At 56.5% G+C, this 15,253-nt stretch carries 15 protein-coding genes; 1 reads left to right on the forward strand and 14 read right to left on the reverse strand.

Going from position 1 to position 15,253, the window contains the following annotated elements; all coding sequences use genetic code 11:
- Positions 1-129: 129 nt before the first annotated feature.
- The 8 genes from JS541_RS09895 to JS541_RS09930 all read right to left on the reverse strand — a co-directional run bounded on the left by JS541_RS09895 (position 130) and on the right by JS541_RS09930 (position 10,963).
- Positions 130-483, reverse strand: a complete 354-nt coding sequence (locus JS541_RS09895) for a hypothetical protein (protein ID WP_214374296.1) — start codon at positions 481-483, stop codon at positions 130-132.
- Positions 473-4,636, reverse strand: a complete 4,164-nt coding sequence (locus JS541_RS09900; RefSeq protein WP_214374297.1) for a type IV secretion system protein — start codon at positions 4,634-4,636, stop codon at positions 473-475. The genes JS541_RS09895 and JS541_RS09900 overlap by 11 nt, the downstream gene beginning before the upstream one ends.
- Positions 4,636-5,055 (reverse strand): hypothetical protein, encoded by a 420-nt coding sequence (locus JS541_RS09905; RefSeq protein ID WP_240539322.1) that lies wholly within the window; start codon positions 5,053-5,055, stop codon positions 4,636-4,638. Before JS541_RS09905 ends, JS541_RS09900 begins: the two co-directional genes overlap by 1 nt.
- A gap of 30 nt (positions 5,056-5,085) precedes the next feature.
- The gene (locus JS541_RS09910; protein ID WP_214374298.1) at positions 5,086-5,430 is read right to left on the reverse strand and encodes a hypothetical protein; all 345 of its coding nucleotides are present in this window, start codon (positions 5,428-5,430) and stop codon (positions 5,086-5,088) included.
- Positions 5,431-5,584: 154 nt separating this feature from the next.
- Complete coding sequence (locus JS541_RS09915) at positions 5,585-8,149, reverse strand: type IV secretory system conjugative DNA transfer family protein (protein WP_214374299.1); 2,565 nt, start codon at positions 8,147-8,149, stop codon at positions 5,585-5,587.
- Positions 8,146-8,619: a hypothetical protein gene (locus JS541_RS09920; RefSeq protein ID WP_214374300.1), complete on the reverse strand. Its 474-nt coding sequence runs from the start codon at positions 8,617-8,619 to the stop codon at positions 8,146-8,148. The genes JS541_RS09915 and JS541_RS09920 overlap by 4 nt, the downstream gene beginning before the upstream one ends.
- Positions 8,616-9,803: a hypothetical protein gene (locus JS541_RS09925; RefSeq protein WP_214374301.1), complete on the reverse strand. Its 1,188-nt coding sequence runs from the start codon at positions 9,801-9,803 to the stop codon at positions 8,616-8,618. Before JS541_RS09925 ends, JS541_RS09920 begins: the two co-directional genes overlap by 4 nt.
- Complete coding sequence (locus JS541_RS09930; RefSeq protein WP_214374302.1) at positions 9,800-10,963, reverse strand: cobalamin biosynthesis protein CobQ; 1,164 nt, start codon at positions 10,961-10,963, stop codon at positions 9,800-9,802. The genes JS541_RS09925 and JS541_RS09930 overlap by 4 nt, the downstream gene beginning before the upstream one ends.
- Positions 10,964-11,695: 732 nt before the next feature.
- Between JS541_RS09930 and JS541_RS09935 the strand changes: the two genes are divergently transcribed.
- A complete protein-coding gene (locus JS541_RS09935; RefSeq protein WP_214374304.1) occupies positions 11,696-12,361 on the forward strand; it encodes a hypothetical protein in 666 nt (221 codons plus the stop codon).
- A gap of 66 nt (positions 12,362-12,427) precedes the next feature.
- On the opposite strand, the gene JS541_RS09940 is transcribed toward JS541_RS09935, so the two are convergent.
- The 6 genes from JS541_RS09940 to JS541_RS09965 all read right to left on the reverse strand — a co-directional run bounded on the left by JS541_RS09940 (position 12,428) and on the right by JS541_RS09965 (position 15,240).
- Positions 12,428-13,171 carry a hypothetical protein gene (locus tag JS541_RS09940; RefSeq protein ID WP_214374305.1) on the reverse strand — a complete coding sequence of 248 codons (744 nt, stop codon included), beginning with the start codon at positions 13,169-13,171 and terminating at the stop codon, positions 12,428-12,430.
- Positions 13,172-13,283: 112 nt separating this feature from the next.
- A complete protein-coding gene (locus tag JS541_RS09945; protein ID WP_214374306.1) occupies positions 13,284-13,529 on the reverse strand; it encodes a hypothetical protein in 246 nt (81 codons plus the stop codon).
- A 71-nt stretch (positions 13,530-13,600) separates the two neighbouring features.
- Positions 13,601-14,218: a DUF3310 domain-containing protein gene (locus JS541_RS09950; RefSeq protein WP_214374307.1), complete on the reverse strand. Its 618-nt coding sequence runs from the start codon at positions 14,216-14,218 to the stop codon at positions 13,601-13,603.
- On the reverse strand, positions 14,215-14,550 hold the full coding sequence (locus JS541_RS09955; RefSeq protein ID WP_214374308.1) for a hypothetical protein: 336 nt from the start codon (positions 14,548-14,550) through the stop codon (positions 14,215-14,217). Before JS541_RS09955 ends, JS541_RS09950 begins: the two co-directional genes overlap by 4 nt.
- A 55-nt stretch (positions 14,551-14,605) precedes the next feature.
- Entirely contained in the window at positions 14,606-15,046 is a 441-nt protein-coding gene (locus JS541_RS09960; RefSeq protein WP_214374309.1) for a hypothetical protein, read from the reverse strand.
- Positions 15,046-15,240 (reverse strand): hypothetical protein, encoded by a 195-nt coding sequence (locus JS541_RS09965; RefSeq protein WP_214374310.1) that lies wholly within the window; start codon positions 15,238-15,240, stop codon positions 15,046-15,048. The genes JS541_RS09960 and JS541_RS09965 overlap by 1 nt, the downstream gene beginning before the upstream one ends.
- Between the last annotated feature and the right edge of the window lie 13 nt (positions 15,241-15,253).

The raw sequence follows: 15,253 nt of genomic DNA on the forward strand, positions 1-15,253 counted from the left end.
CCGCTATTTTCGGATGGAAAAAATGAGTGAAGGTTTCCCACTGATAAGTCAGGGTTCTTTTCTTCTCCGGTTCCGAAAAACCGTAGAAGAAAAGAACCCTGATGCTGGTTTCGGTTGAGGTGCGTAGGATCAGCCGGCAGTGAAGATCAGCCGTTCGAAGAACTGCAACAGCAGTGATCCGATGTCCGGCATCTGAGTAGCCAACGATCTCACCCATTCCCTGATCGGAATGCCCCATGCTTCGAGGATGCCGCCGACGATCCAGAAGAACAGGAGGAACGCGACGACCTTCGCGGCGATACCCAGCCATCTGATCGTCTGACCCATGACGTTCAGCACACCGTATGCGCCGCCGATCAGGATCAAAAGTAGGGTGAGGATGGCTCCGGTCGGCGTGAATATCCATGCGCCCAATACGCTGAGGAAATCATTGCCGGTCTGCGTGCCCTGTTGGGTTGCTCCATCTACGACTTCAGTTGGCATCGTTCATCTCCGTTCCTTTGTTTTGACCGGTTGACGAACCGGTGTTGCGACTGTTGCTTTGATTCCCGTCCGAATGCCGAGGCGTGAACGATACTGGCTTGTCCGCCGTCTGGGTCGGCTGGGTGGGCTGTCCGTGCAGTTTCAACGCGTTCTGCTTGAGTTGGGATTGGATCTTCGGATCGGTCAGATACCGGTCGATCTGCTCGTCCGTATAGCCTCGCTGATGACCCTGTTCGCGGTAGAGCTGTTCGGCGCTACGGTACAGGTTCTGTCCCTCCGGGGTGTTCGACAGCCAGTCCGGAGTTGTCGGAACGGAACCGGTGGTGCTGGACGCGATTCTTCCCACAGGGCTGCCTGTCCGCACCGGTGTTCCGGGTTGAACCGTAGTGGATGGGATGCGGGTGGTCTCCTCTCCGCCGATGGTTTGGGTGGGCTGCCCGTCGTCCACCATTGGTAATGGCGTTGTCTTGTCCATCGGGTTCTCGGAAGGTTTCGCCGCCGGTCCGACCTTGGGGATCTCTTGGGTGATCGGATTGGCTGCAGTTCCCGCGTAGCCGTGATCCTGTTCGAACAGTTCCTTCGCCTTGTCCGCGTAGATTTCGGGATGCTGATCCATGTATTCGGCGATCTCGCTCCACGTGGCTTCCGGATGGTCGATCTTGTACTGGTTCGCCGCATAGTTTCGGGCTTCCCACATGGCGGCCTTCCCGTTTTCGTTCAGGTTGCCGTCCTGATCGTACATGCGGTTGAACGTGGCTCCCTCCACTACGGTTCCGGTCTGCGGGTCTACCACCGTGTCCACGTCCGCGACCGACTGGGACTGCCAGTATTCCCCGAAGTTCCCGTTCGCGACATCGGCGGCTTTGCGTGCTGCGGTGAACGTGTCGTTCCAGAACTCCTGCGAACCACGGTATTCGCCCAGTTGACGGTTGATCTCCTCGTCCGACAGGTTTTGGGCTTTGAGCTGCGCCCTCCGATCGTCGAGCAGCTTTTCCTCGAGCGAAGTGCCGAAGTCGCTGAGTTCCTGTTGATCCCCATCCTTGAACAGGAGTTCGTCCGTTGCCGGATCGTAGGTCGTCAGTTGGAACGGATTGTCCGGGTTGGCGCTGAGATTGGTCTGATCCAGATACGCCGCACCGGTGGCGTGGTCGATGACGGCTTTGCCACCGGATTTCGCCAGTCGTCCCAGTTGTTGAATGCCGTCCTTGCCGTAATGCAATCCCATTCGGGCCGCATGCCATGTGTCGCGGCTCGTGGCGAATTTGCCCAACGCCATCATGCCCAATGGGGCGGTGATCGGATTGGACAGCATGACGGCTCCCATGCCGGCGGTGGCGATCATCTTCGCGCCTCGTTTGGCGATGTCGCGTCCGCTTTGGGAGAGGAGCGCGCCGCCGACGAAGCTTCCGGCTCCTGCGACTCCCGCTCCGACCATGTGCAGGGCGGCTCCGGGTCTGGAGGTGAGCTGGTGCATCAGTTGGCGTCGTTTCGCATACCCGTTGATCTTTTCCAAGCTCGCATGCGGATGCTTCGCGACGTATCGGGCCGCGTATTTGCGGGTGAGATCGGTTGTCTTCGACGTAAGGGTGTGGAAGTCGGACGCCGCTCTGGAGAAATGCTGGGCGGTCTTTTGGGCACGTCCGGTCGCGGCCATCTCCCCACGGAACGTGTTCGGATCATGTTGGCTCCACCGGTCGGCGAACGACGGTTTGCCACCTGCGCTCTTCGTCGTGCCCGGCTTGGATGCGAGGGAGGAGAACGTGTCGGCGGAGTGTTCGAGAATCTGCTGGCTTTCCGTCGCGGTCCCGTTGCCGACCGTGATCGTTCCGGGATGGCTGGACTGGCGGGTCTCCGCATTGTGCCGACCACGGCCGAGCTTGTTGTTGCGGAAGAACGAGTTGCGTCGCGCCTGATTGATCATGAACATGCCGTGTTGCAGTCCGGACACCAAGGATCCGCCGCCTGCCATGTCCATCATGGCGTGAAGGCTGAACGGGTTGCCGACGTGCGCGACCTTGGAACAGAACAGGCCGATGATGAGCAATGCGAACACGGGACTCATTCCTGCGAGGATGTTGTAGGTCAGTGAACTCGCCATGCCGCTGCAGAAGTTCAGGATGATGGAGCAGATGAACGTCGCCAACGTCGCCAACGCGCCGTACAGCATTCCGGTCAGACCGAGGTTCGCCGTGTATTTCACCCAGTTGACGAGCACTTTCTTCGGCTTGTCGCCCACCGGCACGGCCCGGAACAGGAACGCGACGACCAATAGCAGTCCCATGATCGAGAACATGAGCTTGGCGACGATGAGGATGATGCTGAGCAGGCCGAACACGATCATGCAGCAGAACCCGCCGATGCTGGACCCCAATCCTCCGATCCAATCCGGCGACGAATTGCCGTACATGTAGTCGATGGTCGTTTTCATCGCACCCAGATTCGTACGACTGTCGCTCAGATTGCCGAGGTTTGCTTCACTCCACGTGCCGCCGACGTTCGGAATGTCGAAACGCCAACCCAACGTCGCGGCGTCACCCAGATTCGTATCGTTGAAACCTTTCGTGCTCTTTTTCGGATTGGACACGTCCGGATCCGGCCCATACAAATCCCTGTGGAAGATGCCGTTATGATTGGCGAGATCGGATTGCAACACCGACTGACACAAGGTGGTGATGGCCGCATGCGGATTCTCCGCATTGGAGATCATAAGATTCTCATCACCATGAGTAGGACGCGCGCGCTGGAGACTCTTCGCGGAATCCTCACTATTGTTCGCCACACGAATCTTACGAGTACCGTTATATATGGCGTGAGTCTCCTTATCCCCCATATTGTTGATAAGCTGCGCCCACGCATCCCTCGACCTTATACTCCCACCGGTCGCAGTACACGTCTCCCAAAAGATCGCGGCACGATCCTGCATGATCGTATCATCACGATCATCAGTGGAATCCCCATCGTCCACCAGACTATGCAACGTGGAAATCCACCCGGACTCATCAAAAATCCAATTCGCCGTACGAGTGTCAATGACCGAATCACCCGACAGACCAAACTCCTCATTGGTCAGACTCGCCTGAACCTCCGGATTCGTATTGGCCTTCATATCAAGCACATGACAATACGCCATACGCGCATTCGACGCGACCTGCACCGAAGTGTTCCCACCCGCCTGCGGATTCCCATACTGCATGGTAACCCAACTACGCAACGCGGTCTCCTCCCACAACCGGTTCACCGCCTTGGTCACATTCGACGTACTGTTCTCACTGTTCGGATTCGTATCATACTGAGCATGCATCGCCGCAAGATAATCCTGACAACTCGCCGTCGCGCCAATCGGATTGTCATACGCCATCATCGCCGAAGTATTGTTAATCCCATCCAAATTCAAATTGACCGTCAACTTGTTGATCGTCGAATTCATGGTACGCATCACCCACCATGGACTGCCAACGGCGGGAGCGCTCGCGTTTTTGCCTGTGTTGGCGGCTCCGGTTCCCAATGCGATGAGTACCGCCAGACAGAGGACGGTGGCGAAGAGTCGTTTGCTGGCTTCCTTCACGGTGCCGATTTCGAAGCCGGCCGCCGCGACCAGACTCAGGATGGCGAGCACGACCAGTGCGGCGGGGATACTCCCCTGCATGATCCCTGAGTTGTCTTTTCCATCGCCGTTGATCAACGTCGCCACGGCTTCATCTATTCTCGACCCGGCGATATCCAACGGGTCGAAGGTCGCTGCGAACTGGCTTAACGCCAGTGTGCTTGACCAGAAGATTTGCGTGACCTGCATGAACATGTTCGGGATCGAGTTGCTGGTGACTCGTGCCGCCATGTTGAACAGGTTGCCGATGCTTCCCAACGGGTCTTTTGGCGATGGTTCGTTACGGTAGCTGATGTTGCCGATGAGGCTCGCCCAACGTCCTGCGGGCAGACAGGTCGAATAGTCGGTTCTGGATGCGTCGGTGGTGTTTCGCACCGCGCACCAGTCGGCCGCCGAGGCTGCTCCGGCCGCACCTCCCGGTTCGATGTTCGCCGATGCCGGTGGCGTGAATGCCAGCAGGGAGATCACGGTGATCAGGAAGACGATAATCAGGAGATTCTTGCGATTGGTTTTCTCTACCGGTTTTGAGATTGCGGTGGTTGATCTCATTATCGTACTTCCATTTCCTTGAAGTCCACGATGTTTTCGGGGTGCGTGCTGTTCGGGTAGAACACTTGGCCTTCGATCTTGCGGCTTTGGAGGTTTTCGTAGAGTCGTTTCCAACGTGCCTGCTGGGTTCGGTCCTTGATGGTTCCCACGAGGAGGAACGGGGCCAATACCATGCCTGCGAGGATGAACGCCGAACCGATCGCCCATCCCAAGGTGCCGCCACCGAAAAGGGAGGCGACGATGACGCAGCAGACAAGCCCCACCACGCCGCCTCCGATCACGCTGAACACGGTTCTGGAACGTGCTTCGGTGTTTTTCGTCAGCATGAACGTGTTCTTCCGTTCGATCTGCTCGCTACTGCTGACCTCGGTGATGTCATCCATCGTTTCGCGTGGATGCAATAGTTCAGGTTCGCTCATCGTCGCCTCTTCTACGGGTCGGATGATTGGTCAGACGTTCAGCAGGTTGATGGTGGTGTTGCCGAACGCGTTGATGAACCAGTCGAGGACCTTCAACAGGATCGGGAAGACGATGGTCGGTCCTGCGAGGAAGAAGCATACGAGCAGGATGATGAGGACGCGTTTAACGTCCGGGCAGAATCTTGAAACCATCTGGTTGTTGTGTCCGATGCCTTTGAAGATTCCGGCGATGATCAGGCAGATGAGGAGGATGACGGCGGCGATGGCGCACAAGGTGGTGATCACCGTGCCGGCCGGGCTTCCCCAAATGCCGTCGGTCAGCTTATGGTATGACCCCACCATGTCGCTGGCCGCGAGTGTGATTTCAGTTTCCATCCGAGTTCCCTTCGGTTGTCTCTCCGATGGAACCCTCCTGCGGTTGCCTATTGTATCGTCGGTTTACCCGGTTCGCCCGGTCGGATTGGAAGATCGGAAAACAGAAATAGGGTCGGATCCGTATGGAATCCGACCCTATATATAGGAGTGACCGTCAGTCGTCGAAATTATGGATCTTCACAAGGAACGACGGTTGCAACTGATCCTGCGTGCGGCTTCTCACCGCAGCCGTGTATTTCGGCAGATTCATGATCGCGGCCGGAGTCCAACCGTCCTCGCCCGCCGCGTCGGTGAGCCGGTTCGCGACCAGTTGCGCGATCTCGTTGTTCATCGTGCTGTAGGAGATGAACGTCGAATATCCCATGAACGAATCCAACAGGATCGGAGACAACTGCTTCGGATACTGGGTTGCGAACACGAGCATCAGGCCGAACGATCGTCCCTGTTCCCTCATCTTCTGAAGAATGTCGTCGTTGCCGTTGGCGAGCATGCTCAGCTCGTCGCAGATCAGCATCGTATGCTTGCCTTCGTTCAACCAGCCTTTGCAGTTCGCCGCGATCGTGTTCCACAACCGGTACAACAGCCATGCCCCGAGGATCTTGTCCATTCGTTCAGGCAACGAGTGACCGTCGTGTTCGGAAAGCACGATGTGATAGTCGCCGGGGTTGTTCAGTATCTTCGCCCATGTGGCGTTGGCTCTCTTTAACGTGAACACGTGTTCGATGGGAAGGAACTGGTTCACCTTGTTCAGGGAGGCGTTGGTGCGTTGCAGGATGTCCCGGTCGCTTCTGGCGGCACGCCCGTTCTGGTCGGGACGCCCGTACAGTTGTTCGGCGGCTTGGCTTGATAAGGTCAGGTCCTCTTCGAATTCCGTTCCCGCGTATTCCAATGCCAATGCGCGAAGCACCTGACCCAATGCTCGAGCCGATCCGATCTGACCGTCGGAACCGCATAATGCGACGGTCGCCCAGCCGATCGGACTCTGCTGTTCCTTGAGCTGGCCCGCGCCGAAGAACTGCTGTTCGAGCTGATGGCATCGGTCCACGATGACGCCGGGATGTTTGAACGAGAACCGTGTCGCGGTGACGCCGATGGTCATGGCTTGGGTGATGATGTTCAACGAGTCGTTCAGGATGTCGCCTTGTTCGAACGAGTATTGCATGGTTGCGGCGATGGATACCGCCGTGTCCTTCGCGTTCTTCCCGTCGCGGATGCCGAGCATGTCGATGCCCCTGCTGCTGGGGTCGGCCACGTAGATGACGCGTTGTGGAGTGGTGATGCCGTGTTCGCTACGGTATTCGGCTAGGTTTCCGACTCCGGTGTCATCCTTCATCCAGAACATGATGAGCCGTGAATCCGCTCCCCAGATTTTCTCCGAAGTGTGTTCACGTGCGGTGACGGCCCATTGCGCGATGCCATGCGTGAGGACCGTTTTGCCGGAGCCGGCTTCGCCGCTGATCGCGATTCCGCCGTACAGTTGATCCGGTCGCAGATAGCAGTGTCGGCCGGTCTCGTCATCTCCGAGATACACGCCGGAAGAGCTTAACGTGTCGGGTACCGGATGTGATCCTTGGGTTCGTGCGCCCGCTGATTGCAATGGCGTGTACAGTGCGGTGATGCGTGCCGGGGAGATGATCAATGTGGTTCTCTGAGTGCCGTAGCCGGAGACGACGGGACGGTTGTCCCGCGCTCCGAGTTTGGTTTCCTTGTCGGAATCGGTGGCGTTCCTGTTCGAGGAGAACGCGTAATAGCGTCGCGGCTTTTGCATGATGTCATCCCAGACGGTCCATTGCGACCATCGGAAACCCGCGTATGCGGTGAACAGGATGCATGGGATGATCAGCCAGCTTGGGATTGGCAGCATCAACATCAGAAGATACGCCAGTGCGCATGATCCGATGCTTATGATCTGTGACGGTTGCATGAACGAGACGATCGGTATGCGTGAGATCAATACAGTGAGCGCGGTGACGACTGCGACGGCGAGCATCGGAATGAGCACGCCGGAATGGGTTTGGGGAATGAAGAAGGGCAGCGGGGACACCAGTATGGCGATGCTCGTCAACAGGATGGATATGATGCCGGAGAGAAACATGCCGAATCGTGGATGGCTTGTATGCGCGTCCATTTCGGACATGAGATAGAAGGCCGCCGACCCGACATCCTTCGCAAGGCTCTTGCTTAATCGCCCGTCCGCGCAACCGGCGCTGATCCTCATGCACATGGTGTTCTTCTGCGCGAGTTCATTGTCGTCTTCGACGGTCGCATGCTCGTCGGAGATCCAGTTGCGGATACGCATCTGCTCGAAATACCCTTGCTTTCTGAGCGTGAAGGACACGTAACTGTCCGGGGGCATCAGCGTTTCGATGCTGTCCCGCATTCCGGCGAGATTTGTTCTGAGCCGTTCCATGTTGCTTTGCGAGTTCAATCTGGCGCGCCAAGGAACCAGCGGGTGTGCCATCCTGTCGATGCCGTCCGGCAGTTCCGGTTCGTCCTGATCGTCGGAGAGCGGGGCGATCGAGAAACCGGCAAGGTCGCCTGCGCTTTTCAGATCATCCTCGTTGCCGTAGATGTATTCGCGTACAGGCTGTGTGCCTTGTTTGACCAATAGCATGGTCGTCCCGTCGAGTTTCGAGGGAATGTTGCCGCTGCGTTCGCGTAACGTGTCGGTGTCGATCTCCTGCAATGATCTGGTGATCGCGAACCATTGTCGTCTCATTTTCGGAACGCTCCTTTCTCATTATTGTTGTCCGTTGTTTGAGTCAAGTCGTACAGCAGCGTGTAGGGGAAACCGTCGGGAACGGTGAATTTCGCGAGTTTTTCCCGTTCGAGAAGCTGATACAGCCATGTGGTCATGCGCACGGTTTTCTCTTGGCTTTCCGTCGCCCAACCCAACGTCGCATACCCGTCTTTGATCGGCGACTGATCGTGGATCGTCTCCCGTGTTTTGCGGATGAGTTTCAACGCCCGGTCACGTGACGTGTGGAAGATGATCGCATCCAACTGCCATAAACGGATTTTCTTCAACTCGGGTTTGCGTTGCATGTTCGCCATGAGGAACGGGATGACCAATGATCGCCGCCCCGTTTCGCATAGGTCATTGACCTGTTGCAATGCTCTCGCACGTTCGCGTTTCGCCTCTTCCAAACGTTGCTGCGCCTGTTCGAATGTTTCCTGTGATGATGTCATTTCGATGCTCCCTCCCTCAGCCCGGTGAAACCGTAGAAGCCTCCGCGATAAGCGTTGGGCATGGTCCACATGCTCACGTCCCAACCCCATTCACGTCTGATCGAATCGCGCATCACCTGCCAACCCCATTCATCCAATACGCTCAACGGGCGGACGGTGGGCGCGTACTGTTTCCAATTCGGGTCGAACAGGCTGCGACGGTTCTTGGTCAGATCCGTGTATTCGCCGAACCGTTCGGTCGGACTTCCATCAGGGTTGAACCATTCCTCCCAATATGCGAAACCGGATCGTTGCGCGACGCTCGGAGTGCCGACCATCATCTCATCGAATTGCGAGGCGCGTTCCAAGATCGGTGTGACGCTCGGATATTTCCCGTCCTTCTGATTGCGGATGAACAGCCAGACGCATACCAAACCGCGTCGTCGCATCGGCGAATAGGCGAGCATACGCGACCAGTTCTTCATTTTCTTTTCGACGTTCGTGGTGCTGCTTTGCACTTCGATGCCGGCGAGCACGTTGTTGTCGAGCAATGTGACGAGATCGGTCGCGCACAGTTTGTCGATGCCGCTTTCGGACACCGACTGCGCGTCGATCGAAGTCAATGCTCCCCACCCGTCTCCCCCGGTGATCCTCGTATGCGGGTTCGCGGTGAACGCCAATCCGACGTGCGCCGCATACGTGTTGTGTCGCGCGTGGATATGCACGGAAGTGAGTTTGCCGTTGGCGAGCATGTCCTTCAACCACCGGTCGCCGTTGAACAGTTTCAATGCGTCGGACACGAGTTTCTTCTTGTATCCGACGCTCAGCCATACGTGCGGGATGGTGATATGTTCGAACCGTTCACGCGGGTTGAAGCCAATGTTGATCGCGCCGACCCTGCATAACGCGCCGTACAGGTTCGGCTCATACCGGTCGAACTCGGGTACCGGCGCTACCGCCAGCCCGGCTTGCAGTTGGTCGACGGTGCATACGCGCCATGAGATCAGCGAGCCGAGGATCGCGGTGACGGCCTCCTTGTTGCTGCGGATCATGGTTTCCGCGAACAGTCTGTTCGGCACGAGCCACGGATTGTCCTTCGCCAGCAGTCCAGGATGTTGGAACGCCTGCACGTAGTCGCCGCGCACCCATTCCACGTCGCTGCCCATCATCCATAACGATTGGTCGTCGGGGTTGATGATCGTCACTTGAACCATCCTTTTCTTTTCGGCTTCGGTTTGTATGCTTCCGAATTGAATCCCATGTCGGGCATCACCCAGTCGAGGATCCGTTCGCGCACGTAATCGAGCTGAGGGTCTTTCCATTGCACGTCGCCGTTGGCGATATGGTTCGCTGCTTCGATGGTCTGCCGTTCCGCTCCGAAGAACAATCCGTAGCGTGAATAGTCGTACTGTTGATAGGATTCCAATCCGACAGGGATCGTGTCCTTGATGCCGATGCGTTCCTTCGGGAAACCGCATTCGGGGAATTTCGACAGCAGGTTCATCGCGTCGCCTTGTGTTTGCCGTCCCGCTTTGACGATCACCAGGCATGGGTCTCCGGCAAGCACGTAGGGTGTCAAAAGTCCTCCCGCGATGCTGTCGGGATCGTCAAGGTCGTCGGCCGAGATGCGATCCAAGTCAAGGATCACGAAGTCCCATTTCTTCCGCGCCTCCTCGAGATACCTCCGGTAGTGCAGCCAGTCGACCAGCACTCCGGCCGGTGGTGCGAACGCGACATCGTATCTGATGTTGAACATTCGTCCGGGGTTCGCTCCCCGTGTCGGACTCATGCCCGGACGCCAGTCGGCGATCGTGCGCACCGGCTTGTCGTATAGCGGGTCGAAGAACGAACGTTGTGAGGATTGTCTGATGTTGCCGTCGACCAAAAGCACGTGCAAGCCTAGTTCCGCAGCACGGTCACCGAACCTTTGGCATGATGTTGTCTTGCCGACGCCTCCGGTGTTGGATGTGACCGGCAGCAATGGTGCCAGTGTTCGTTCGATTCCAAGGATCATGTCTCGGACGATGCGCTTGTCGATGACATGGATGTTCCAGAACGTTTTGATGAAGGTCGCGACGCTCATGTCCACGTATGAGTCCGGCAGTCCGACCGTGCCGATCGGCGTCCTTTGACTGTGTTCGACGCTGCACCAGTAGACGATCCAACCGGCTTTGGCGACCTTCATCCAGTCGCCCGGAGTGTTCGTGAACACGATCCCCTTGTTGCCGGTCGGCACGGGGTTTGATGCGAGGAACATGGTCTGCACGGTGAAATCGTCGGCTGTGGGCAGTGTCCACATGCGTGCGGGAACCTTTGCTTTGAGTACGTCGAGGAAGCCGCTGGAGCCTATAATGACCGTTTTCATGCTCCGGCTCGATTCCCGGCTGTCAAAACCACCCATTTTCCGATGATTTTCACCGAAACACCGCCTTTTCTTAAACAATCCACTCAGATAGTTGTTGAGTTGGTTTGGTTGTCTATGGTTCTTCGTCTTTTGTTGTCCTATCGGACTAGCTTACGTGAGTGTTTCGTGTTTTACATGAACGGGAATGAATTTTACATGTATGTCGGGAGTGTGTTCGAGTGGGCGTCGGCCTTGTATTAGGGTGGATCGGTTTTTGTTTTCTTCTTTTTTAGATGGCTGGTTGTCTTCTTCTTTCCGGTGTTTGTTGCTGTTGAAAATTGGTTTGGCTTTGTTCCATGTTCTCTTGTCGAAAAGAGCTGAGGAGGATTGCGATGACGCTTTTCTGTGACTGATGTTCTTTCTGGTTTTTTACTTGCGCTGATTGACTGGTCTTGCTTGATGTATTGGCGTTATTGACTTCGCCGGGGTTTCCTTTACCGATCGTCGCGAGGCGAAGGTGAGCGGGCAACCCATCAGTGGAACTGATGCAGCGGCGCTTGTATGCGAATGGTTTTGTCCGAGGACGCGCGTGCCGTCGGTTCGATCGCATACGAGGAAACGGGCGGCGGGCGTAGCGAAAACTTTGCGGACGTTTTTCCCATTCCGTTCGAGGCCATCATGGTTTCGCCCTTTACCATCGGTTACAGCATTTCGAAATGTACAGGAATGCCCGAGCAATGGAAGGAGCGCCCAATGTCGATTTGGGACAACAACGGATTCAACGGTGGAGCGTTCGGTACGCCGCAGCCGGAGACGAACAACGAGCCGATCCCGTTCACGCAGCCGGTCGAGGAGCCGCAGGTTCCGGAACCGTCCGAACCAGCCGAGCCGATCGAGCCGACCATCGAACCGGAGGACGCCGCGAACGAGGAACATGTAGAACCAGCTCCGGTCGAAGAAAAGAAGACGAAGCGCGGCGGCGGACGTGGCCGCAAGAGCAAGGACGGCTTCCCGCATTTGGATGCGACTGTCGTCGCCAAGGTTCAGGAGATGCTTGACGTGCTTGCCGACCATAACACGGCCGAAGCTGTCAAGGTTCTGGTCGGTGCGAAGAGCGATGAGCCGGCCAAGCTCGTTGACGAATTGACCGATGAGCGGAACCGGAAGAAGGTCGCCGACTTCGTGAAGATGGTTGACGAGTTCGCGTATGTCGACGCTTCGGATATGACCGCACAGCTGGTCATGGCGTTCATGACGGACAAGGATTTCGCGCAGGTGTTGTTCGCCGTGTTGAACGCGATGGCTCCGGATCGTGGGTTCGGTTCCCCGAGCAAGGATGTCATGAAGAACGCGAAGGCCATCAGCGGCAAGTGGGGTGACGGCGTCGACCTGTCGATGCTGGACAAGCTCAAGGTCTGACTAAAACCATGACCTGACGGATGGGGCGGGGAATGAGATTCTGTGATCGGAGTCCGTTTCCCGCCCCTACTGTTTGCGTCGGAGGATGACGGTGTGGTTGTCTTCCAACAGTACGTTCAACGGTTTGACGGTCAGATACTCGTTTTTGAGTGCGAACTTCCAAACGTCCTGTGCCCCGTTGATGATCGACAGTCCACGGGTGAGCAGTCCACGGCTCAAAGTCGATTTCGAGGATGCGGGCAGCAGGCTGCGCAGGTCGTCAAGAGTGATCGCGAGGATGCGGTTCTCCGGACAGTACAATGCCGCGATCATGAGTAGATCCAGTTGCACCGCGCCTCGGATTCTCGTGATCGCGGCGACCGGTATCTCACGCGGATGATCCAACAGTCGACGTTCGTATTCTTCCGTCAGGGTGAGATGCGTGCCGAAGAAACCTGATTCTATCGTTGCTTCCTCGAATGGTTGAACCGGTTCACCGTTCATGTCCGGGAATGGTTTGGCTGCGAACCGTTTCAATGATTCCGTGAACGATGCGACTCCTCTACCGCCGGTGCAGGTGTTCATTCGTTTGAGTATCTTGCGCGAGTCGTCGCCGATGATCAATTTTCTGGTGATGGGATAGTAATCACGCGAGCGGGTCGCTAATAATGTGGAGAACAGGATTTGTGTGATGCGAGCTCCGACCCCGTAGGGTTCCGATGGGTCCATGTTCTTGGAATACGGTGCGCTCATCGGATAGGTGGCGCTTGTCGCATAACAGACCGTCTGCCTCGGCAGTACGTAGAGTTCCATCTGCGGTATGGCTCTCATGACGGTGCTCTCCCTCAATCGTTCCGATCGTTTCCGGCCGTGGACGTGGCCGTTTTGCTCTCATTTTATGAGGGAATTTTCGAATCGCCAAATGTCTTTTTCGTTGCCGGTTCTACCGTTCCGGTTCCGAATCCGCCGACGATCCTTTGTCGGCGTCCGGCTTGTTGGAGAACTCTTTGATCTGACTCTGCCGCATCAGTCGAAGACGGTAGGTGAACTGATGGTACACCTTCTTCGGTATCTGCTCGTACGGTCGGGCAGCTTCGAGATAGGCGATGCAACGAGGATCGGAAAAAATGATCTCCGACAAGGATGGCATGTTTTCGTCCCGCATTTTCTCCGGTTTCCCGTCGCTCATCTGCTTTGTCCTCTTTCCTCATTGGTCTTCGGCCGGAGGATAATCTGTTGACTGCCGGTCGAACCATCCGTCTAATGTTGTTGCGTTTCCGATTCGATCAGCTCGGTCAGCGCGGCTCGCGTCCGATTCTGATCCTGTTCCATTAACCCGAGCCAGAACTTGCATGCTCCGGCCCAGTTCAATTGAGTCAACTGGTCAAGCATGTCGAACGTGGCGCGATTACCCAACGGAGTCACCGCATCCATGCCGCCGATCGGCGCGAACCGGTCGCCTCTTTTGATGGCACGGTCTACGTACCAGAGCGCCTTGTTCAGATCCTCGACGGGGTTCCATTTCATTCGATGACGGAACACGTAGCGGATCGCGTTGCTCAGACAACACTGGTAGCGTTCCGTCAATTCGATGCATTCGAACGGACCCTGTTCGTAGTGACGTGGATTGTTCACCATATCCACGTCATCGGATGCATGGTCAACCGCAAGAAGTATCCGTCTCGCTCGTTGAATGTCCTCATGTGACGCGGAGATCATGAGTTGTTCTGCAAGGTCACCACGATCCCATCCGAACCGTCTCGCCTTCCGCAACATTTCAATGTCACTGTCGGACAATCCTTGCGGATCGGCCATCGCGTTTGCGAGCATCAACTGGAACAGACGACGCTCCTGAACCGCCAGACCTGAAACGCTCATGATCGTTTCTGCTTTCTCAACTCCTGCTCCAATTGGGTCAGATCCGGATACCAGATCGGCAGATAGTCGGACGCCTCCATGATCCATCCATTCGAACAGATCCGCTCCAAGCGTTGCAACGGCCCGCTCGAGTTGAAGGTTTGCTTAGTGCCGCTACACGACCGGACGGCTTTCACCGCCCGGTCGATCGCCGTCTTTGAAGAAAGCTTCCCAGCTTGTTTCGCCTTGGCGATCTTCTGCAATTGCGCGTGCAGAACCGCAATGTTCTTCAACTGCTCCTTGTTCGGACGGAAGACCATCCAATCCTGCTGACGTTCCTTTTTCTCAGTCAATGCTCACCCGTCTCGTATTCAAAAAGAAGATCATCTCTCGTCTACGGTCTCCCGATCAGGGAAGCGGTACAAGAACCGGCATCGGCTTGTTCCATGCGGCGCGACGCTCGCGCTCGGCGATGCACTTCTCCCTCAGCTTCGGGTCTGGGAACACGTCGTTTCTGGCCTGCGGTGGTTCGCCGTCGATGTCGCCGTGGTTCCATCGCAGGATCGCACGTTCGGAGATGATTCCGTTGATCAGATTATCGAAGCCTTGCATCCACCGGTATACATAGTCGGCGTTCGGTAGTTCTCCCGTGCCGATCGCCAGACTGAGACGGTTCTTCGATTCCAACGCTTCGTTCCACGCCCAATCCAGATGCTTGAGTCTTTTCTCCAGTCTGGCAACGTCCGGGTCGGTTTTCGGATATGCACTGTTGAGTTTGATTGGTTCGAGACGAAGACTGCCGTCGCCCCATTTGGATGCCTGCATGACGGGATTCTGAATATTGTCCATTAGTTGTTCTGCTCGTCCTTTGCGTCTGTGGTTTCGGAGACGAAGTGCATGAGCAAAAGGCTGGAGCTGGCGGCGAACGCGATGCTGGTCAATGCGATCAGAAGAGGCGATGTCGCGCCCCACATGGTCGCCCCGGTGAACAACGCCGTCATGGCTAGTATCAGGTTGATGGTTTGCTCCGTTGTCTTGTTCATGGTTCTCTCCGAT

It is taken from the genome of Bifidobacterium sp. SO1 (genome assembly GCF_018555335.1).
In the GTDB taxonomy this organism is placed as follows: domain Bacteria; phylum Actinomycetota; class Actinomycetes; order Actinomycetales; family Bifidobacteriaceae; genus Bifidobacterium; species Bifidobacterium simiiventris.

Excerpts from the sequence above, each read along its gene's own strand:
- JS541_RS09915 (WP_214374299.1), bottom strand. The coding sequence starts at position 8,149 with ATGAGACGACAATGGTTCGCGATCACCAGATCATTGCAGGAGATCGAC.
- JS541_RS09950 (WP_214374307.1), bottom strand. The coding sequence starts at position 14,218 with ATGAGCGTTTCAGGTCTGGCGGTTCAGGAGCGTCGTCTGTTCCAGTTG.
- JS541_RS09945 (WP_214374306.1), bottom strand. The coding sequence starts at position 13,529 with ATGAGCGACGGGAAACCGGAGAAAATGCGGGACGAAAACATGCCATCC.
- JS541_RS09910 (WP_214374298.1), bottom strand. The coding sequence starts at position 5,430 with ATGGAAACTGAAATCACACTCGCGGCCAGCGACATGGTGGGGTCATAC.
- JS541_RS09900 (WP_214374297.1), bottom strand. The coding sequence starts at position 4,636 with ATGAGATCAACCACCGCAATCTCAAAACCGGTAGAGAAAACCAATCGC.
- JS541_RS09920 (WP_214374300.1), bottom strand. The coding sequence starts at position 8,619 with ATGACATCATCACAGGAAACATTCGAACAGGCGCAGCAACGTTTGGAA.
- JS541_RS09905 (WP_240539322.1), bottom strand. The coding sequence starts at position 5,055 with ATGAGCGAACCTGAACTATTGCATCCACGCGAAACGATGGATGACATC.
- JS541_RS09930 (WP_214374302.1), bottom strand. The coding sequence starts at position 10,963 with ATGAAAACGGTCATTATAGGCTCCAGCGGCTTCCTCGACGTACTCAAA.
- JS541_RS09960 (WP_214374309.1), bottom strand. The coding sequence starts at position 15,046 with ATGGACAATATTCAGAATCCCGTCATGCAGGCATCCAAATGGGGCGAC.
- JS541_RS09940 (WP_214374305.1), bottom strand. The coding sequence starts at position 13,171 with ATGAGAGCCATACCGCAGATGGAACTCTACGTACTGCCGAGGCAGACG.
- JS541_RS09895 (WP_214374296.1), bottom strand. The coding sequence starts at position 483 with ATGCCAACTGAAGTCGTAGATGGAGCAACCCAACAGGGCACGCAGACC.
- JS541_RS09935 (WP_214374304.1), top strand. The coding sequence starts at position 11,696 with ATGTCGATTTGGGACAACAACGGATTCAACGGTGGAGCGTTCGGTACG.
- JS541_RS09965 (WP_214374310.1), bottom strand. The coding sequence starts at position 15,240 with ATGAACAAGACAACGGAGCAAACCATCAACCTGATACTAGCCATGACG.